The sequence below is a fragment of the Hoeflea phototrophica DFL-43 genome, assembly GCF_000154705.2.
In the GTDB taxonomy this organism is placed as follows: Bacteria; Pseudomonadota; Alphaproteobacteria; order Rhizobiales; family Rhizobiaceae; genus Hoeflea; species Hoeflea phototrophica.
The window spans coordinates 1,596,105-1,614,789 of record NZ_CM002917.1; the positions used below are offsets into that span (position 1 = coordinate 1,596,105).

At 62.0% G+C, this 18,685-nt stretch carries 19 protein-coding genes, 1 other RNA gene and 2 pseudogenes; 13 read left to right on the plus strand and 9 right to left on the minus strand.

Annotated elements, in window-relative coordinates; translation table 11 throughout:
* Positions 1 to 154: 154 nt before the first annotated feature.
* On the minus strand, positions 155 to 643 hold the full coding sequence (locus HPDFL43_RS07370) for a LysR substrate-binding domain-containing protein (protein WP_007196670.1): 489 nt from the start codon (positions 641 to 643) through the stop codon (positions 155 to 157).
* Between the two features lie 107 nt (positions 644 to 750).
* On the opposite strand from HPDFL43_RS07370, the gene HPDFL43_RS21915 reads away from it, so the two are divergent.
* The 5 genes from HPDFL43_RS21915 to HPDFL43_RS07390 all read left to right on the plus strand — a co-directional run bounded on the left by HPDFL43_RS21915 (position 751) and on the right by HPDFL43_RS07390 (position 4,269).
* The gene (locus tag HPDFL43_RS21915) at positions 751 to 915 is read left to right on the plus strand and encodes a hypothetical protein (protein ID WP_007196671.1); all 165 of its coding nucleotides are present in this window, start codon (positions 751 to 753) and stop codon (positions 913 to 915) included.
* Between the two features lie 193 nt (positions 916 to 1,108).
* A complete protein-coding gene (locus tag HPDFL43_RS07375) occupies positions 1,109 to 1,369 on the plus strand; it encodes a Flp family type IVb pilin (RefSeq protein ID WP_007196672.1) in 261 nt (86 codons plus the stop codon).
* Positions 1,370 to 1,450: 81 nt separating this feature from the next.
* Positions 1,451 to 1,855 (plus strand): hypothetical protein, encoded by a 405-nt coding sequence (locus tag HPDFL43_RS07380; RefSeq protein WP_007196673.1) that lies wholly within the window; start codon positions 1,451 to 1,453, stop codon positions 1,853 to 1,855.
* A 97-nt stretch (positions 1,856 to 1,952) separates the two neighbouring features.
* Positions 1,953 to 3,362, plus strand: coding sequence for a PepSY-associated TM helix domain-containing protein (locus HPDFL43_RS07385; RefSeq protein ID WP_007196674.1), 1,410 nt, complete (start codon positions 1,953 to 1,955; stop codon positions 3,360 to 3,362).
* Positions 3,363 to 3,486: 124 nt separating this feature from the next.
* Positions 3,487 to 4,269 (plus strand): GGDEF domain-containing protein, encoded by a 783-nt coding sequence (locus HPDFL43_RS07390; protein WP_007196675.1) that lies wholly within the window; start codon positions 3,487 to 3,489, stop codon positions 4,267 to 4,269.
* A 42-nt stretch (positions 4,270 to 4,311) separates the two neighbouring features.
* On the opposite strand, the gene HPDFL43_RS07395 is transcribed toward HPDFL43_RS07390, so the two are convergent.
* The 3 genes from HPDFL43_RS07395 to HPDFL43_RS07405 all read right to left on the minus strand — a co-directional run bounded on the left by HPDFL43_RS07395 (position 4,312) and on the right by HPDFL43_RS07405 (position 7,008).
* Complete coding sequence (locus HPDFL43_RS07395; RefSeq protein ID WP_007196676.1) at positions 4,312 to 4,728, minus strand: MAPEG family protein; 417 nt, start codon at positions 4,726 to 4,728, stop codon at positions 4,312 to 4,314.
* Positions 4,729 to 4,866: 138 nt separating this feature from the next.
* A complete protein-coding gene (locus HPDFL43_RS07400) occupies positions 4,867 to 6,507 on the minus strand; it encodes a chloride channel protein (protein WP_007196677.1) in 1,641 nt (546 codons plus the stop codon).
* A 3-nt stretch (positions 6,508 to 6,510) separates the two neighbouring features.
* Positions 6,511 to 7,008, minus strand: coding sequence for a thioesterase family protein (locus HPDFL43_RS07405; RefSeq protein ID WP_007196678.1), 498 nt, complete (start codon positions 7,006 to 7,008; stop codon positions 6,511 to 6,513).
* Between the two features lie 146 nt (positions 7,009 to 7,154).
* Between HPDFL43_RS07405 and HPDFL43_RS07410 the strand changes: the two genes are divergently transcribed.
* Both HPDFL43_RS07410 and HPDFL43_RS07415 read left to right on the plus strand, forming a co-directional pair.
* A complete protein-coding gene (locus HPDFL43_RS07410) occupies positions 7,155 to 8,570 on the plus strand; it encodes an FAD-binding oxidoreductase (protein WP_040449899.1) in 1,416 nt (471 codons plus the stop codon).
* A gap of 124 nt (positions 8,571 to 8,694) precedes the next feature.
* The gene (locus HPDFL43_RS07415; protein ID WP_342586394.1) at positions 8,695 to 12,543 is read left to right on the plus strand and encodes an AsmA family protein; all 3,849 of its coding nucleotides are present in this window, start codon (positions 8,695 to 8,697) and stop codon (positions 12,541 to 12,543) included.
* A gap of 59 nt (positions 12,544 to 12,602) precedes the next feature.
* Here the strand turns inward: HPDFL43_RS07415 and HPDFL43_RS07420 are convergent, their stop codons facing one another.
* From HPDFL43_RS07420 to ssrA, 5 genes and pseudogenes are all read right to left on the minus strand, one after another.
* On the minus strand, positions 12,603 to 12,866 hold the full coding sequence (locus HPDFL43_RS07420; RefSeq protein ID WP_007196681.1) for a ribbon-helix-helix domain-containing protein: 264 nt from the start codon (positions 12,864 to 12,866) through the stop codon (positions 12,603 to 12,605).
* Positions 12,867 to 13,061: a DUF4169 family protein gene (locus tag HPDFL43_RS07425; RefSeq protein ID WP_007196682.1), complete on the minus strand. Its 195-nt coding sequence runs from the start codon at positions 13,059 to 13,061 to the stop codon at positions 12,867 to 12,869. It abuts the gene before it with no gap.
* A gap of 12 nt (positions 13,062 to 13,073) precedes the next feature.
* Positions 13,074 to 13,178: pseudogene (locus HPDFL43_RS22420) on the minus strand (SspB family protein); the annotation flags it as partial.
* Positions 13,161 to 13,637, minus strand: a pseudogene (locus HPDFL43_RS07430) (SspB family protein); the annotation flags it as partial. The pseudogenes HPDFL43_RS22420 and HPDFL43_RS07430, both read right to left, overlap by 18 nt.
* Before the next feature lie 193 nt (positions 13,638 to 13,830).
* Positions 13,831 to 14,200: a transfer-messenger RNA gene (ssrA, locus tag HPDFL43_RS21630) on the minus strand.
* A 114-nt stretch (positions 14,201 to 14,314) separates the two neighbouring features.
* Between ssrA and HPDFL43_RS07435 the strand changes: the two genes are divergently transcribed.
* The 6 genes from HPDFL43_RS07435 (at position 14,315) to hflC (ending at position 18,663) form a co-directional block, all read left to right on the plus strand.
* Positions 14,315 to 14,623, plus strand: a complete 309-nt coding sequence (locus HPDFL43_RS07435) for a DUF2853 family protein (protein WP_007196684.1) — start codon at positions 14,315 to 14,317, stop codon at positions 14,621 to 14,623.
* A gap of 215 nt (positions 14,624 to 14,838) precedes the next feature.
* Complete coding sequence (locus tag HPDFL43_RS07440; protein WP_007196686.1) at positions 14,839 to 15,633, plus strand: thymidylate synthase; 795 nt, start codon at positions 14,839 to 14,841, stop codon at positions 15,631 to 15,633.
* The gene (locus HPDFL43_RS07445) at positions 15,630 to 15,971 is read left to right on the plus strand and encodes a MazG nucleotide pyrophosphohydrolase domain-containing protein (RefSeq protein ID WP_007196687.1); all 342 of its coding nucleotides are present in this window, start codon (positions 15,630 to 15,632) and stop codon (positions 15,969 to 15,971) included. The genes HPDFL43_RS07440 and HPDFL43_RS07445 overlap by 4 nt, the downstream gene beginning before the upstream one ends.
* Positions 15,964 to 16,479 (plus strand): dihydrofolate reductase, encoded by a 516-nt coding sequence (locus tag HPDFL43_RS07450; protein ID WP_007196688.1) that lies wholly within the window; start codon positions 15,964 to 15,966, stop codon positions 16,477 to 16,479. Before HPDFL43_RS07445 ends, HPDFL43_RS07450 begins: the two co-directional genes overlap by 8 nt.
* Positions 16,480 to 16,621: 142 nt before the next feature.
* Positions 16,622 to 17,743 carry an FtsH protease activity modulator HflK gene (gene hflK, locus HPDFL43_RS07455; RefSeq protein WP_007196689.1) on the plus strand — a complete coding sequence of 374 codons (1,122 nt, stop codon included), beginning with the start codon at positions 16,622 to 16,624 and terminating at the stop codon, positions 17,741 to 17,743.
* The gene (gene hflC / locus HPDFL43_RS07460) at positions 17,743 to 18,663 is read left to right on the plus strand and encodes a protease modulator HflC (protein ID WP_040449119.1); all 921 of its coding nucleotides are present in this window, start codon (positions 17,743 to 17,745) and stop codon (positions 18,661 to 18,663) included. Before hflK ends, hflC begins: the two co-directional genes overlap by 1 nt.
* Positions 18,664 to 18,685 lie beyond the last annotated feature (22 nt).

An 18,685-nucleotide genomic window follows, 5' to 3' on the forward strand; every position in this document is an offset into this window, starting at 1 on the left:
CAGACCCGGCGTCTGCCGGGTCGCAAGACTCATTCAGCTCAAGGACTTGAGCTGGCTGGATGCCGCATCAGGTGCGGCATGACGGTGGAGAGATCATTGCTAAAATCCGCGGGCGGTATCTGCGCCGTGCCGGGATGCCAGAGCGGAATCCATGCTACCCCCTGCTCCGCCCCAACTCCCCCACCAGATAATCCGCGAAAATCCCGACATGCGGCCCGCAAGCGGCCTTGTGGTAGTGCACGCTCATGGCGATCTCGGGAAGCGGCGGGAAGCCGGGCTGGCCGTCGAGGATGCGCAAGCTTTCGGGGAGGATCGAGGCTTCCATCACCGAGACGGCCGAGCCATTGAGCACGGTCTGCTCGATCAGGTCGACGCTGCGGGTCGAGCAGGCGATGCGCCAGGGCCGTTCGATCTGTTCGAGTGCCTTGAGCCCCGCCTGCCGCACCGCGCAGCCATTCGGAAACAGCGCCAGCTTCAGCCGCTGTTCGGGATCGTCGAGATAGTCGGGCGCCGCCACCCAGTGCAGCGGCTCGTAGCGCGCGATCCGGCCCTTGACCTGGTCCGGGCTGTGGGTGGCGAGCAGGATGTCGATCTCGCCCCGCTCGAGCATCGGCAACAGGCCAGCGTCAGCATCATGGCACACATCGATATTCAGAAAAAATCATCATAAGAGGCAAATTATTTCGATTTGTTGAATGTAGGGCGATGCGTAAGGTTTTCCCATCGCAACAGCCAGAGCAGGAGAGAGCCATGCTGAACGTGTTTGCGAATGCCATGATGGTCGCCACCCGGATCACGCCTCAGGTCTCGGGCCCCGCGCGCGACAAGTGGTTGAGCCCCGCCGTCCGGCGCCAGCAATCGCGCAATGCGATTGCCGCGGCGCTGGGCCCGACGCCGGACCGGAACCGCGTCTGAGCCGGTTGCGCGCGGGGCGGGTGCCGCTTTGCTCCGCCCGGGAACGCGCCTCCACTCACATCTCCGGCACCGTAAAGCCCCGAAACGGTGCCGGCCCCACCCGTAAACAGTTTCTTAACAGGTTCAGCAGCATTTTACGGGTTCCGGTCAATGAGTGATTCGGAAGTTTTGGGACTTGTCAAAGAGGGGCTTCATGAGGAAGAAACTTTGCACCCGCGCCTTGGCCGACCGGGCCGGCGCCACCTCCATCGAATATGGTCTGATCGCAGCAGTGCTGTCGCTGGCGCTCTTCAGCGGTGTCGGCGTCATCGGCCAGAGCCTGTCCACCAGCTTTGAAAGAGTTGCCGCCAACCTCGAGGACAGCCTTGAGCCCGGCACCGGCATGGCAACCGCCTCCATCGCCTCCGGTCCGGAATTGCTTGCGGTCGATGTTGTGGGTTCGGTTCCCGATTGAGAGCAAGCAGCGCCGTCCTGGTGCCTGCACTGCGAAATTTCATGTTCCCGGCGGGTCTCTTCACAACTATAGACCTGTGTCATGATGATGGTGTTCCGCGATCTCGAGATACGACGGCTTGTCGTGGCGTTGCTGTTTGCGCCGCTGCTATTGGCGTCCTTCTTCTCGGCCCACACCATGCCGCGCATTTCGGGCGACGGCATCGGGATCATAATCTGCACCGGCGAGGGGACCGCGAGCCTCGGCCTTTCGCTTGATCTTGATCGGGCCCCCGGCCCGGACCAGGGCGATCAGGGTGATACACCCGCGCACACTCCGTGCGACTGGGCGATGCAGATGCACCCCGCCGCCGTCTCCAGCGCGGTTCCCACACTTGCCGTGATACCGCTCGGCCTGTCTGAAACCCAGGCCTTCGAACGCATTCTGCTGTCTGCCGGCGGCGTTCATTCGAGCCGGTTCGCCCGCGCCCCGCCCCGTCTCTCCTGATTGACCCGATGAGCATGCATCGCTGCCGCCCCGCCTGACCGGCCGGGGCCGTTTGCGCACGCATTTGAGCACAACAATCACATCACAGGAGAGACTGATGGTCTCGATCGATACCCAAATCGCATCCGGGCAGGCGGACACGCCGGTGCGCCCCAACAAACTCTATCTCGCCGCCTGGCGCTGGCATTTCTATGCCGGGCTCTATGTCATTCCATTCTTCATCATGCTCGCCATCACCGGCATGGGCATGACCTGGATCGCCCATATTGACGGCCGTGACGGCGAACGCACGGCGGTCGTGGCGCAGCAGGCCGCGCTGCCGGTGTCAGCACAGGCGCAGGCAGCCGTTGCGGCGGTGCCGGGCGGCACGCTCAAGCAATATGTCGCCCCGCGCAGCGAGGATCTCGCCGCCATCTTCCGCGTCGATCTCGACGGCGTGGCGACCATGGTCGTCATCGATCCCTACACGGCGAAGGTGCTCGACATGTTCCCGCGCCGCAGCGGCTGGTATGATTTCTTCGACAACATGCACAGCGATCTGGTGCTCGGCGTCACCGGCGACCGGATGATCGAGACCGCCGCCTCGCTCGGCATGGTGCTGATTGCCTCGGGCCTCTACATGTGGTGGCCGCGCGGGCTGGGCTGGCGCGCCACCCTGATCCCGCAGCTCGGGCGCGGCGGGCGCGCCATGTGGCGCTCGGCGCACGGCGTGATCGGCATCTGGATCTCGCTGTTTCTGGTCTTCTTCCTGGTCTCCGGTCTCTCCTGGGCCGGTGTCTGGGGCGAAAAGATGGTCCAGGCCTGGAGCCAGTTCCCGGCGGAGAAATGGGACAATGTGCCCTTGTCGGATGACACCCATGCCTCGATGAACCACGGCCCCAAGGAGGTGCCCTGGGCGCTTGAACTCACCCCGATGCCCGCCTCGGGCAGCGATGCCGGTGAGCCTGCGCTTGAACCCGGAACCACGGTCAGCATCGACAGCATGGACGCGCTCGCCCGCCGGATCGGCTTTGACGGGCGCTACCAGATGAATGTGCCGGCATCGCCAACCGGCGTCTACACCTTCAGCCGCGATTCCATGAGCACCGATTCCACCGATCCGACCTCGGACCGCACCGTCCACGTCGACCGCCACACCGGCAACATTCTCGCCGATGTGCGCTATGAGAACTACTCGCTTGCCGGCAAGGCGATGGCGGTGGGAATTGCGTTGCACATGGGAACCATGGGCCTGTGGAGCGTTCTGGCCAACACGCTGGTCTGTCTCTCGGTGCTGTTTCTGTGTGTCAGCAGCATCGCCATGTGGTGGAAGCGGCGTCCGGCGGGAAGCCTGCGGCTGGCCGCCCCGCCGCTGCCCCGCGACATGCCGCTGTGGCAGGGCGCCATGCTGGTCGCACTCGCCGTCTCGCTGGCCTTCCCGATGGCAGGGATCACGCTGCTCGCAGTCCTGGCACTGGATGTCCTGATCCTTCAGCGCATCCCGGCATTGAAACGCGCGCTGTCCTGATCGGCCGGAACAACCGGGCAGGCCGCACCCGAATAGGCGCGGCCAGTCCGGTTTCAGGTTTCCTTAGAACTTGCCCGTTAGGCTTTGGGACAAGAAAACGGCAAGCGGCACGGTGTCTGGATCCATGCGCATCGAGAAAATCTTTGAAATTCGGACCATGCGTCAGGTCTACAAGCTGGCGGCCATCACCACCGGCTTTGCGGTGATGATCCCGGTTCTCACCTTCGCCATTCCCTTTGTGTTTTTCGGCTGGCCCTACCTCGGCGTCTTCGCAATCGCCTTTTTCCCGGCGGTGCTGATTCCGCTGCTGATCACGCCTCCCATCGCGATTTTGATCCTCAACCTGTTTCGGGTTCAGGCCCTGACCATCGACAAGGTTGATCAATACATCCGCTACGATACGCTCACAGGCGTGCTGACGCGCGCTTACCTGCTTGGCAAGACAAGGGACGCTCTGCCCTCAGGTGGGGCATTTATGATGATCGATGCCGACCACTTCAAGAAGATAAACGACACCCACGGCCATGATGTTGGCGATGAAGCGCTCAGGAAAATGGCCGAAATCCTGCGAAAAGGGGTTTGCGGAGAGGCCCTGATCGGACGCTTGGGCGGCGAGGAATTCGGTGTTTTTCTCCCCGGAGCAACAGAAAGCGAAGCCGCGGCGGCCGCCAACCGTCTTTGCGATCTGGTGCGGGAAGAGGGCAGGGTGATTGGCGGCAATGACATTGCTCTTACGGTGAGCATAGGCTGCGCTGTCCACCGCGACGGCAATAGCCTTGAGAGCACGGTCAAGCTTGCCGATGAGGCGCTCTATCAGGCCAAGCGCAGCGGCCGGGATCGCTATTTTGTCGCCAACGCGACCAAACCCATGCCCGCACTTGCGCTCAAGGGCAGGATCACCGGTTGATCCTGCGTCCTTGCTGCATCGCGCCCTGTCTGGCGTGATTGGTCAGCCCGCCAGAGCCATCACTCCATGCGCCAATAGCCCGATCAGCAGCACCAGTTGAGCCAGAAATGAAAGGGAAAAACCGCTGGCGCGCTGCCAGCCGGGCGCGTCTTCCTGAATGAAATGCCAGGCATGCAGGCCACGGCCGATGGTGAAGGCGGCGCCCAGCACATGGGCTGCCAGCACCGGCATGCCCAGAAGCGCGCCGGTCAGTATCAGCACGAAGAACATTGGCATGTTCTCCACCGCATTGGCGTGGCCACGCATGATCCGGACGAGGTGCTCCACCCCGCCATCACCGATCGAGACCTTGTGCTTGCCGCGCAACCGCCCGGTTTCGATCGAGATCCAGATCAGGATCGCCATGTTGAGTGCCGCGTAGATCCCGACGGCGGCCAGCGCCGCTGTGAAAGTCTGCATGATGTGTCTCCAAGTTTAGGGGCGCTTGATGCGATGTTAGAAGCTATTAACCTGCCGGTGCCGCAGGCAAGCAGGATTGGGTCACAGACCAGCGGTATAGCTTTTTGTGCGCAGGAACCAGTCGGCGGGCGGCATTTGTCAGCGGTGTTCTTCCTCGCTGGCTGCGATCAGGCGCCGGTTGAAATGGCTCACCGCCTTGACCTGCTCGGCCCAGCCGATGATCCGGCCATCCTCATCGCTGCCCTCGGCCACCACTGGCAATCGGGTATGACCTCCGGCATCGAAGGCACGCAATGCGGTTTCCAGTGTGTCGGTCAGTTTCAGTGCCGTCGTGCCCGCCTCGGGATCGAAATAGGCGGTCTCCGCGCCGTCCTCCGGCAGGGTCATGAAATCCATCACCCGGACATTTCTCAGCACAGTCCGGTGCGGCCCGTCCTGGACGAAAAGCCCGCGCATTTCCAACTGCCACTGGAAATAGGAATGCCCGTGCAGCGCCTGGGTGATGCCGTGCGCAATGGCCACCGTCAGCAGCAGCGCGATCGACAAGGCGTAGCCACCGGTCAGCTCGAACACGATCACCGTGGTCGAGATCGGCGCGCCCAGAACCGCGCCCGCCACCGCGCCCATGCCGAGGATGGAATAGAGCGCTTCGCTTGATGCGAGATCGGGAAACACGCCCGCTGCAATCAGCCCGAATGCCCCACCGGTCATGGCGCCGAGATAGAGCGAGGGCGAAAAGATGCCGCCGCCGAAGCGCGCGGCCAGCGTGATGGCGGTCGCCAGCGTCTTCATCACGATCAGGGTCAGCATCAGGACCAGCGGCAATTGCCCCCAAAGCGCCAGATCCGTGGTCTCGTAGCCGACACCGAGAATGTGCGGAAAGGCAATGCCCATCAGCCCGACCATCACCCCGCCGATGATCGGCAGGGCCCAGACCGGGACCGGCGAGCGCCGGGCAACATAGTCGGCGGCAAACAGCGCGAACTGAAATGCCACCGCCACCAGGGCACAGACCACGCCGAGCAGTGCAAAGGCGGGAAACTCGAAATAGGAGGTGATCTGGTATTCGGGCACGATGAAGGCGGCGGCATCGCCAAACCAGGCTCGCGACAGGATTGCGCCGGCGGCGGACGAGATCACGATCGGCACGAAGGCGCGCATGGCGTAATGCCCGAGGATCACCTCATGGGCAAACAGCACCCCGGCAATGGGGGCGTTGAAGCTTGCCGAAATCGCCGAGGCAACGCCTGCGGCCAGCAATGTACGGCGCGACCAGTCGGGCAGCGACAGGCGTTGCCCCATCGCGCTCGCCAGCGTCGCGCCCAGATGGATCACCGGGCCTTCGCGGCCCGCACTGGCCCCTGCACCGAGCGAGAACGCCGTGGCAAACGCGCTGATGATGCCTTCGCGCAACGACAGCCGCCGTCCGGCCAGCGCCCGCGCCTCGATCACATCGGCCACGCCGCCGGTACGCCGCGAGGGCAGGAATTTCCAGATGATCACACCGACCACCACGCCGCCGATCAAGGGTCCGGCGAGGATCATGTACCAGGGAGTGTTCCGGGCCGCGGAGAAAACCTGTTCCGAGCTGTCGCCAAGCCAATAGAGCTGCACCACCCCGATCAGCCATCGAAACGCGATCGCCGCCAGCGCAACCGACAGCCCGATCAGCAGCGACAACGCCCAGATCATCGGCTGCCTGTTCTCGAGATAGGCGCGGATGTTGGGGGTGACCCATTGCTTTATGCGTGCTGGCGTGGCGCGGAGGATGTCGAGCATGTCCTATGCGGAACCACGCGAATCTTTGCGCACGATCTGCACCGAACGGCCGGCCCGTTCCGGCCGCGGCAGACTGGCGTGCGCTTCGGCCATCTCCGAGACCTTGGCGAAAATGTCTTGAGGCATTTCGGCCGCGCGCGGCCCGCTCATGTCGACATGCAGCAGCAGCGTTTCGGACGTCGCAGAAACCCAGCCCTCGACATGACGGATTTCCTGATAGAAATGCAGTCGCTTGGCGTCGTGATCGAGAAGCTGCACCGAGGTATTGACCTGTGCATCGGGCTTGAGCTCGCGCAGGTAGCACACATGTGCTTCCGCCGTGAAAAAGCTCATATTGCGTGATTTGAGATAGTCCGGCCCGCTGCCAATCAGCGCAAATGCATGGTCGACAGCCTTGTCGAACAGCACATTGTAGTAGGCCATGTTGAGATGGCCGTTGTAATCGAGCCAGGCCGGGTCCAGTCCGCGCGTGGGCGCGATCACCGGAGCGTCGAATGACATGCTCTCTCCCTTACTATTCCATGCGCAAGACCAGCTTGGGCTGGACAAGTGCGCCGCAGTTTGCACATTACCTGAACACACTTGTGCGGCAAGCACTTGGCTACGAAAGCGGTAAACGCTGCAGATGTATTATGGGAGCAGATTTGATGGGTTTGAGCAATGTCGAGGCCGGTTTCCGCAACGAGGCGGGGATCGAAACCGTCATCGGTGTGTTGCGGCAACGGCTCGGGGACCGGCTGCAGACCGGTGAGGCGTTGCGCGCCCAGCATGCTCACACCACCACCTATATCCCCGGACAGTCGCCCGATGCGGTGGTTTTTCCCGAATCAGCCGATGACGTGAAAATGATCGTGCGCGCCTGCGCCGATCATCAGGTCCCGGTCATTCCCTTTGGCGCCGGCTCGTCGCTTGAAGGCCAGGTCAATGCGCCCCATGGCGGGATCTCCATCGACATGGCCCGCATGAACCGGGTGCTTCAGGTCAATGCCGAGGATCTCGACTGCACGGTCGAGCCGGGTGTGACCCGCGAGCAGCTCAATTCCGATCTGCGCGACACCGGACTGTTCTTCCCGATCGATCCCGGCGCCAACGCCTCGATCGGCGGCATGACTGCGACGCGCGCTTCAGGCACCAACGCGGTGCGCTACGGTACCATGCGCGACAATGTGATAGCCGTGACGGCGGTGACGGCATCGGGCGAAGAAATCCGCACCGCCCGCCGTGCCCGCAAATCCTCTGCCGGATACGATCTCACCCGGCTGTTTGTCGGTTCTGAAGGCACGCTCGGCGTGCTCACCTCGGTCACGCTCAGGCTGCAGGGCATCCCCCAGGCGATCTCCGGCGGTGTCTGCCCGTTCCCAACTGTCGAAGCTGCCTGCAATGCTGTCATCATGACCATCCAGATGGGCATTCCCGTTGCCCGGATCGAACTTCTGGATGCGCTACAGATGAAGGCCTGCAATGCTTACTCCGGCTTGTCCTACCCGGAAGGCCCGACGCTGTTTTTGGAGTTTCACGGCACCGATGCCGGGGTTGCCGAACAGGCGGAACTGTTCGCCGAGATTGCCGCGGATTGCGGCGGCGGTGAGTTCCAGTGGACCAAGGAAGCTGAACGGCGCACTGAACTGTGGAAGGCCCGCCACAATGCCTATTGGGCGGCACTGCAACTGCGCCCGGGCGCCAAGGGTATCTCAACCGATGTCTGCGTGCCGATCTCGCGGCTTGCCGAATGCGTGACCGAGACCCAGGAGGACATAGCGTCCACCGGATTGATCGCGCCGATTGTCGGCCATGCAGGAGATGGCAATTTCCATGTTCTGGTGCTCATGGACACCGAAAATCCGGCCGAGATTGCAGCCGCCGAGGCCTTTGTCGGGCGGCTCAACGCCCGCGCGCTGGCCATGGACGGCACCTGCACTGGCGAGCACGGAATAGGGCAGGGCAAGCGGCCGTATCTGTCTCTGGAAATGGGCGAGGGTGTCAGCGTCATGCGGCAGATCAAGCAGGCGCTGGACCCCAAAAACATCATGAATCCGGGCAAGGTGTTTTCGTTCGACCCGTAAGCGCCTGCCGCCCGGTCCAGTCACGGCGGCCGTCAAGGTTCGCAATCGTCGGAACCGCCAGATTGGCCGGGGCCGGTCAAAGGAGGAATGAAAGCTGGTCCGCGTCTTTGTCACCGTTGGCGGCCTGTTGGTGCTGGCGCTGTTTTCAGCGCTCATCGCCCCGTATTTCATTGACTGGACGAGCTACCGCACGGCTTTTGAGGCCGAGGCGAGCCGCATTGTCGGCCAGCAGGTCAAGGTTCGCGGTGAGGCCGATGCGCGGCTGCTGCCCTTTCCCTCTGTCACCTTTTCCGATGTTGTCGTAGGCGATGACGGCGAACCGGCAATGACCATCAGCCGGTTTTCAATGGACGCTGAGCTGGCACCCTTTTTGAGCGGTGAGGTGCGTATCATCGATATGCGCGTCGAAAATCCAGATGTGGCGGTGCGCATTCTCGAAGATGGAAGCCTTGACTGGGCGCTCAAGCGCAAGCCGACGACACCGGGCGATACGGTGGTGCTTGAAAATGTCACCGTCAACAATGCGAACATCACAATCGTGGACGAGCAGAACGGCCGCACCCACCAGATCCGCGACATCAACGCTCGGGTCAAGGCTGGCTCGCTGTCAGGCCCCTGGGTGATTGAAGCCGAGGGCGCGATCGCCGGTCAGCGTGGAGGCGTCTCGATCTCCACCGGTCTTGCCCGCGATGACGGCTCAATCCGGATGCGGATGCGGGTCGCGCCCGATCAGTGGCCTGTGTTTCTGGAAACCGAAGGCGAAGCCCGGATCGCCGACAGCAAGCCGCTGTATGACGGGTTGTTCAATTTTTCCGCCTTTCCCGATGACAATGGCGCCGGCACCAGTCCAGTCCGGCCGCTGATTGTTGCCAAGGGGGATTTCGCGGCCACCAATGAACGTCTGTCGATTGAGGAATGGCGCGCTGAAATTGGTCTGTCCGATGATCCCTATATCGTGACCGGGCAGGCCACAATCGACACCGGCCCGAACCCTGATTTCTTGCTCATCGCCGATGGCCAGCAGATCAACATGGACCGGCTTGGAGCCGATCAGGCTCAAGGCGACACACAGTCTGCCGCCGCGGATGCCACGGTCGCCCCGGTGTCGCTTGCGGAGCGGTTCGCCGTCTTCAACGCGCTGATTGACCGCTTGCCGCCGCCACCCCTGCCGGGCCGGATTTCGCTCAATCTGCCGGCGATCGTTGCGGGCGGCACCACGCTGCGCGAGATCCAGCTGCAGGCCCGTCCCGACGGCGCTGCCTGGCTGATCGACAGTTTCTCCGCAAATCTTCCCGGCCGCACCGTGGTCGAGGCGCGTGGCCGGCTTGCTTCCGGCGCCGATGCGAATTTCAACGGATCGCTCACCGTGGCTTCCAACCAGCCCTCGGGACTGGCCAACTGGCTGGTGGGAGAGGTCGATCCGGTCATCCGGCGTCTGGGTGCGGCAGGCTTTTCTGCAAATGTCAGCCTTTCGGCAGCCCTGCAGCGCTTTGAAGCGCTGGAGGTCGCCATCGGGCCGGCGCTGCTCAAGGGCCGCCTCGAGCAGCAATTGCCGGCCAATGGCCGTCCGTCGCTCTCTCTCGAGCTCTCCGGCGACACCTTCGATGTCGAAGCTGCACGCGCGCTCGCGGTTCTGGCTGGCGGTGGAGAGGATCAGGGCGGGCTCTTGACCAACTACAATGTTGCCGCCCGGATCAACGCCGATACTTTGACCTTGGGTGCCTACAGCGCCTCCGGTGTGGAGACGTCGCTCATCTGGCGCGATGGTGAACTGACCCTGGACCGGGTGACGTTCGAAGACCTGGCGGGGGCTGCCGGATCTTTTTCAGCCACGCTGACCGGCATCGACGAAACACCCACCGGTGTGATCGAGGGGCAGATCAATGCGGCCAGCGCAGACGGGCTGTTCCGGCTGGCCGACCGGCTTACTGGCGGCCATTCACTGGTGCGCCGGCTCGGCGCCAACAGCTATGCCTTTGACGCGCTCGACGCCAATATCAAGCTCGAGTTCGACCCAGGCGCGGGAACTGCCTTGCGTGTGGATGGCACGGCCGGTGGCGGCGGCATTGCAGTCACCGCCACCGGTTCCGGCCTGATTCCGGGTGGCGCCGGGCCGCGTGCGATCACGCTCAGGCTGGACAATCCCGAACTCTACAGGGTGCTTGAGCAGGCCGGTTTCGCGGTGCTGCCGCTGGAAGGTGAGGGGCCTGCCCAACTGACCATGAATGCCAGCGCCGAGTCGGGCGACGGCGACCTCAGGATTGACGCTGCCCTTGCGTCCCCGGGGGTTTCGCTGACGCTGGATGGCAATGGTGCCATTTCCGCGGACGGCCTGGCGACCGGGCTGTTTGACGTGGGTCTTGAGGCTCAGGACATCGAACCATTCGCCATCCTGTTCTCGCTGCCGCTGCCCCAGGCCGGCGCTGGTTCGGATATGTCGATGACCGCAAGCCTCGGGCTCGATGGTACCACCGTGGTGCTGTCCGGACTTGAGGGTACGGTGGCGGGCAACACATTTTCCGGGCTGCTCAGTTTCAACCGCGGATCAGACCCGCTTTCGGGCGATGGGCGCCTCAAGGTCGATCAGGCCGGTCTCGACTGGCTCGGCGAACTTGCCCTGGGCCCGTCGCTCGGTGCCGAATCTGGCGGTTCCGATGGGGCTGCCTGGAGTTCGGTGCCGTTCCTGCCGCCGTCGGCCACGATGCCGGAGATGCGCATAGCGCTTCAGGCTGGCCGTATCGACCTGGGGCGTGCTGGCATTGCCACGGATTTCAGCGCGGAGCTGAACACCGGGAATGGCGCCGTCGCGCTGCTGGGTGTTGATGGCCGTTGGTTCGGCGGGCGTCTGGGTGGTGACATGACGCTGACCAATTCAGACGGCACTGCGTTTCTGCTGGGCCGGGTCCGGGTCAGTGGGGCCGATCTTTCCGCGCTGGACCGGGCAATTCACGGCAAGGCGGCACTGGGCGGAACGTTCGATGCGGACGTCAGCCTCGAAGGCACCGGCAGCTCGATCCGTGATCTGGTCGCCTCGCTTGCGGGCGGTGGTGAGTTTGTGATCAGCGATCTCGTTGTCGAAGGCATCGATCCGGGGGCATTCCCGCGCATAACGGGAGCTGCGGACCGGGAAGGGTTCGAGATCGACACCAGCACGGTCAGCACCATGGTCGCGGGTTTCATGACCGGTGGAGAGGTCCGTGCCGAAACACTCAAATTGCCCTTTACTCTGACCGGCGGTGTGATGCGCTTTTCCAATACCGAATTCACCGATGGCGACGCCACGCTCTCTGGTGATGCGCGTGTGGATCTGCTTGGTCTGCGTCTGCAATCGGACTGGCGCCTGGCCTTTGAGCCGGGTGTTGAGGCGATTGCCGGCGGCGATCCGTCCGTAGTGCTGGGCGTCAACGGGTTGCTGGTTGATCCCGCGCTCTCAATCGATGCGGCGCAAATGAGCACCTATCTTTCGATGCGCGCCTTTGAGCGGGAGCGCCGTGAGGTCGAGTTGCTGCAGGCGGGGGTCGTCGAAAAGCAGCGCCTGCGCCGCGAAGTTGCGCTGTTGAATGAACGCCAGGCGCAGCGTTTGGCCGCCGAAGAAGCGGCGCGGCTTGCCGCTGAGGAGGCCGAACGGCTTGCTGCGGAGGAAGCCGCGCGGCTGGCCGCCGAGGTGTCGGAAATGCTCGCGGCGGAAGAAGCCCGCAGGGCCAGCGAAGCCGCTGCGGCGGCTGAAGAGGCAGCGATCCGGGCCGCGGAAGAAGCCGCAATCGAAGGGACTCAAGAGGAGAGCGGTGATCCGCCTTTGATCGAACGCCGGCCTTTGCCCGCCCCCTCAGCCGGAGCCGCGCCTGACCCCTTGCCCGAGCCGCCGTCCGCGCTCGCCAATGAGCCGGCTCCAAGCAGCTTGCCGCAACTGCGCTTTGAAAACCTGCCCGGTGTTGGCGATCCGATCCGCAGCCTGATCGCGCCGGACGGCTGATTTCCCGTTTTCAGCCGGGTGCGCTTTTGGTTTCAGCATCTGCCTGACTGCATGCCCGCTCAGCCGTTGCTGCTCTTGCGATCATTTGCCGAGGCGAGCGCCCAATCAAGCACAGCCACACGGATAGCCGAGGACAGATTGCCGGGGGTCTCCTGGGCGCTGTCGATTTCGGCAATCAACGCGGCAACGGCAAGGCCGCGCTCATCGGCCATCTGCCGGAGCGCCGCCATGAAGGCGTTTTCTAGGGTGATGCTGGTGCGGTGGCCGCGAATGCTCACCGAGTGCTTGCGCATGGTTGCCGGTTTGTCTGCCGGGCGCATCATTCAGCGTTTCGGGGTGTCAGGCTCGCGGCGCGAAGCGTCATGGTCGCGTGCGGCCTTGTCGTTCTTGGCCCGTGCCAGATCGCGCTCGGCCTTGGTGCGGCCATGCTCGAAGCGGTTGCGTTCGGCTGTGGCTTCCTTGGTTGCGCGGTCGCGGTGTTTGCGCGCCATCCTGAGATTGACCACATCACCGCTCATGCCGCGTGACCGTCAGTTTTTCTTGCGGAAGGAGTCGAGCGACACCACGTCGGCGCCGGGCTTCTTGTCGCCGTCCTCGCCTTCGTCGCCAGTCTCTGCATCCTCACCGGTGGCCGCGTCATCCTTGGCGGACGGCTCGACCAGCCGCTCGATGGTGCTCGCCAGTTCGTTGCGCTCGTCACCATCCTGGTCGCCGCCATCATTGGCTGCGTCTTCAAGAACGGTGTCGAACTCAAGCTCGAAATTGACCGAAGGGTCATAAAAACCGCGAATGGCGGAAAACGGCACCACAAGTTTTTCCGGCTTGTCGGAAAAAGACAGGCCGATTTCGAATTGCGATTCGCTGATTTTCAGATCCCAGAACTGGTGCTGAACGACAATCGTCATCTGCTCCGGATAACGCTCCTTGAGCTGGGTCGAAATCCGTACGCCGGGCGCTTCGGTCAGAAACGTGATGAAGAAATGATGGTCGCCGGGCAGGTAACCGGTCGCCGCGACCTCGGACAGAACCTTGCGGATAACGCCGCGCAGTGCGTCCTGGGCAAGAATGTCGTATCGGATATGGTCTTGCGGCATCAGCGCTTTCTTTCCTGTAACATTGCCCGCGCGGGGCGTCTGTCTGTTCAAAGGCCGAAGTTCCGGTTCCGGCCATCAATCCTGTAAGGCAACCCCTGCCGGAGCCTGCGAGTCAACCTGATCCTTTATAAGCGCAAACAGGGCGTTCCGGAAAGCCGCGCACATGAAGATCGGTATGCACCAACAAAAAGGAAGTGGAGGTTTCTGTTGCCAGGTACCTCCGAACCCCGCCTAGAAGTGCGACCCTCTAGGACTTAATTTGAAGTGTCACACCGCCATTAGGCAGCGAGACGAGCTTCCGCATAGTTGTCGTTTGCAACTAAAAGTTTAGCCCGATAACGGTGGTACAATGCCGAACAAAAAGTCGCTCTTTACACCCTCGTCGATCCTGTTTCGCCCCCATCATCATCCGGCCGCTGGCCGCTTGGCGTGATCGCCGGATCATGGTGGAGGCGCCGGGTACCGCCCCCGGGTCCGAATGGTTTATTGCAACGCTCATTTATTGTCATAGCTGCTTGCGCAGCACCTCCTATATAGGTGCACGCAAACCTTTTGAAAAGGTCCGCTGCACGTGCAGCGCTATTGACACCGGCAATGCGCATGCCAAACATGCGGATATTGTATTTTAGCAGGAAAGCAGCGTTGAGCGCGCCGGCTTTCAAAAAAGGGGAAGAGACATGACCGACTACGCAGCCGATGTGAAGAAATATGATGCCGGCGCATCCGACGAAACCATCGGCAAGATTGTCAAGCATCTCGGTATTGCGCTGAGAAGCCGCGACGCTTCCATGGTTGCCTGTTCAGACCCGTCAGAACTGGCGCGCGTTTCTGAAAAATGGTGCGGCAAGAAACTTGGTGTCACTGGCGCTGCCGCCGATGACGCCGTTGCCAAGGTCTGCGAGATGATGAAGGCCGACAATTCCAAGGCCCGAGTTACCTTCTACTACCTGGTTGCCAAGGAACTGGGCAAGCTCGGCGACCTCTAGTCGTTGAACACCTGATCAAGCCCCGCTCCGGTTTGAAACGCCGGGGCGGGGCTTTTGCATTCGGCACCGAAATCGGCCGGATGTCCGAATGGCTGTTTCAACAGGCCTGAGCGCCTTCGACCGCTAGCCAAACCGTGGAACATCAAGGGTTGCCGGTTCCCGTGCGCCGACAGGTGCTCTAACAATGATGTTTGGCGAATCATCAAGCGGTACCCATGCAGCAATATCACGACCTTCTGCGCCTGGTTCTCGACCAGGGCTTTGACCGGGATGACCGGACCGGCACTGGAACCTTAAGCGTGTTCGGTCACCAGATGCGGTTTGACCTCGCAGCGGGATTCCCCGCGCTGACAACGAAGAAGCTACATCTTCGCTCGATCATCCATGAGCTTCTGTGGTTCCTGAAGGGCGACACCAACATCGCCTATCTCAAGGCCAATGGCATCTCGATCTGGGATGAGTGGGCCGATGAGAATGGCGATCTGGGCCCGGTCTATGGGGCGCAGTGGCGCTCCTGGCCGGCGCCGGATGGCACCACGATAGACCAAATCGCAAATGTTGTGCGCCAGATCGAGACCAATCCGTCCTCGCGCCGGCATATCGTTTCCGCCTGGAACCCGGCCGAGGTCGACGAGATGGCGCTGCCGCCCTGCCATTGCCTGTTCCAGTTCTATGTCGCCGACGGCAAGCTCTCCTGCCAACTCTACCAGCGCTCGGCCGACATCTTCCTGGGCGTGCCCTTCAACATCGCGTCTTATGCACTTCTGACCATGATGGTGGCGCAGGTCACAGGCCTCAAACCGGGTGATTTTGTCCACACTCTGGGGGACGCGCATCTCTATAAGAACCACTTCGATCAGGCGCATCTCCAGCTCTCACGGGAGTCCCGGACCTTGCCGGTGATGCGCATCAATCCCGAAATCACCGATCTCTTCGCCTTCACCTACGACGATTTCAAACTCGAGGGCTACGACCCGCATCCGGCAATTTCCGCGCCGATTGCGGTGTGACCGTGGAGTTGCACGAGATCCAGCAGGAGGTGGAAGCCGTTTCACGGATCTACGCAAAAAACTGCAATGTGCGCCGCGACGACGACTGGTACTTTCTCAAGATGCAGGAAGAGACCGGGGAACTGCTTCAGGCATGGCTCCGTTTGACCGGGCGCGGGCGTCAGAAGGGTGACCCCGAAGCTCAAATCCGGCAGCAGCTTGAGGATGAACTCGCAGACTGCATGGCCCAGGTCTTTTTGATCGCCGAGCGCTTTGACATCGACGTGGAGAAGGCCATTGGGCGGAAGTGGTTCAAGTATCTGCCCGAGCGCAAGCATGCCGGAAATGCCGATGAATAGACCGAAGATCCAGATTGTTGTGGCCCGTGCCGAAAATGGCGTCATCGGCCGCGATGGCGACATGCCTTGGCGGCTGCCATCCGATCTCAAGCACTTCAAGGCAGCGACCCTCGACGCACCGGTGATCATGGGCCGAAAGACCTTTCAGTCGATTGGCCGTCCGCTGCCGGGGCGCGCCAATATCGTCGTCTCACGTTCAGGTTTTGAGGCTGAAGGGGTCGAGGTGTTCGCAACCCTTGAAGCCGCGATTGCCCGGGCATGCGACATTGTCGCGCAGACAGGCGCTCAAAAGATTTCGGTGATCGGCGGAGGCGAGATATACCGCCAGGCAATGGAGGTCGCCGACGAGCTGCTGATCACCGAGGTTCAGGCTGATATCGACGGCGACACCGTGTTTCCGGCACCCGATTCGCGGGTCTGGGAGCAGGTCAGCCTTTCCGGCCCGGTGCGCGCGGAAAAGGACAGCCATTCTGTCCGTTTCGGGAATTGGCAGCGCCGGAAGCGATAAATCGACCGGATTAGTCCCTAATCGACCGGCGAACACAGCTTGTCGCGTTGAAAGCGGTCCTTGCGATACCTATAACGTCATCAACGTGCATCGCCGGGGTTGTTTCCCGGAAATGCCATAACACGTTTGGAAAGAGGTCTTAATGCCCTGGAGTAATCAGAATGGAGGCGGCGGCGGCCCTTGGGGTGGCGGCGGCAATGGAGGCGGAAACGATCAGGGACCATGGGGCAAGGGTCCACAACCCCCACGGGGTGGTGGCAATCCACCGGATCTTGAGGAACTGATCCGGCGCGGTCAGGACAAGTTGCGTCAGGCGCTTCCGGGCGGCGGTGGCGGTCCGGGTGCCGGCGGCGGCAAGATGATCGCCGTTGTCGTGGCTCTTGGTCTGGTCGGACTTTGGCTGACCCAGTCGGTCTACACCGTCCAGCCGGATGAACGCGGCGTCGAGCTGCGTTTCGGCAAGCCCAAGGAAGAAGTCTCGCAGCCGGGTCTGCACATGATCCTGTGGCCGTTCGAGACCGTTGAATTCGCAACCATCGTTGAGCGCGAAATGAGCACCGGCGGTTCGTCCCGCACAGGCTCGAGTGACGGTCTGATGCTGTCAGGCGACCAGAACATCGTCGATGTCGAGTTCAAGCTGCTCTATGCGGTCTCCGACCCCAAGTCGTTCCTGTTCAATCTGGCTCAGCCGGAAGATACTCTTCGCCAGGTTGCGGAAAGCGCCATGCGTGAGGTTGTGGGCCGCAGGCCGGCTCAGGACATTTTCCGTGACAATCGTGAAGTGATTGCAGCTGAGGTCCAGACCATCATCCAGACCGTGATGGACAGTTTCCCATCGGGCATCCTGGTCAATCAGGTGTCGATCGAAGACGCGGCACCTCCGCGTGAAGTGGCCGACGCCTTCGACGAGGTGCAGCGCGCCGAGCAGGACGAAGACCGCTTCGTCGAGGAGGGCAATCAGTACGCCAACCAGAAGCTCGGTCAGGCACGAGGCGAGGCTGCTCAGCTTCGCGAAGAGGCTTCCGCCTACAAGGACCGCGTCGTCAATGAGGCGACCGGTGAAGCCGGCCGTTTCCTCTCGGTCTACGAAGAATACGCCAAGGCACCCGAAGTCACCCGTTCGCGTCTCTATCTCGAAACCCTCGAAGAGGTTCTCGGTGGTTCAGAGAAGGTGATCATCGAACAGGGTGGCAGTGGTTCGGGAGTGGTGCCCTACCTCCCGCTTCCCGAAGTACGCAAGAACTCGACAGGAGGCACCAACTAATGGCTAATCGTCTTCCAGTGATCCTCGGCATTCTGGCCGTTATCGCCTTCATCGTCTGGTCGTCAATTTTCGTGGTCAATGAACGCGAACAAGCGATCGTCGTCCGTTTCGGTGAAATTCAGGACGTCAAGACCGAGCCCGGTCTTTACTTCAAGCTTCCGTTTGCCTTCATCGATGCCGACACGGTTCAGTACGTTGAAGATCGTGCACTTCGCTTCGACCTCGACAACATCCGTGTGCAGGTTTCGGGCGGCAAGTTCTACGAGGTCGACGCGTTCGTGCTCTACAAGATCACTGACGCACGGACCTTCCGCCAGACGGTATCCGGCGATCTGGTCTCCGCGGAATCCAGGCTTCGTACCCGTTTGAACTCCGCTCTTCGTACTGTTTACGGTCTGCGTGGTTTTGAATCCGCGCTGTCGGAAGAGCGCACCTCGATGATGCGTGAAGTCCGCGACCAGCTTCGCCCTGAAGCCGAATCGCTCGGCCTGCGCATCGACGATGTTCGTATCCGCCGCACCGACCTCACCCAGGAAGTCTCACAGCAGACCTTCGAACGCATGAAGGCTGAACGTCTGGCGGAAGCCGAACTGATCCGCGCCCGAGGCAATGAGGCCGCACAGCGTATCCGCGCTATCGCCGACCGTCAGGTCGTCGAGATTGTCTCGGAAGCGGCCCGCGATTCGGAAATCATCCGAGGCGAGGGCGATGGTGAGCGCAACCGGATCTTTGCGGAAGCCTTCTCGCGCGATTCCGAGTTCTTCGAGTTTTACCGCTCGATGAACGCCTATTCGTACGCGCTGACCGACAACGGCACGACAATGGTGTTGTCACCGACATCGGAGTTTTTCCGCTTCTTCAACAATGCCTCGGGTGTCAGTGGGGCTGCACCGGCAGCTCCGGCTGCGCCGGGCAATTGATGTGAAAGGCCACCACGCCAGT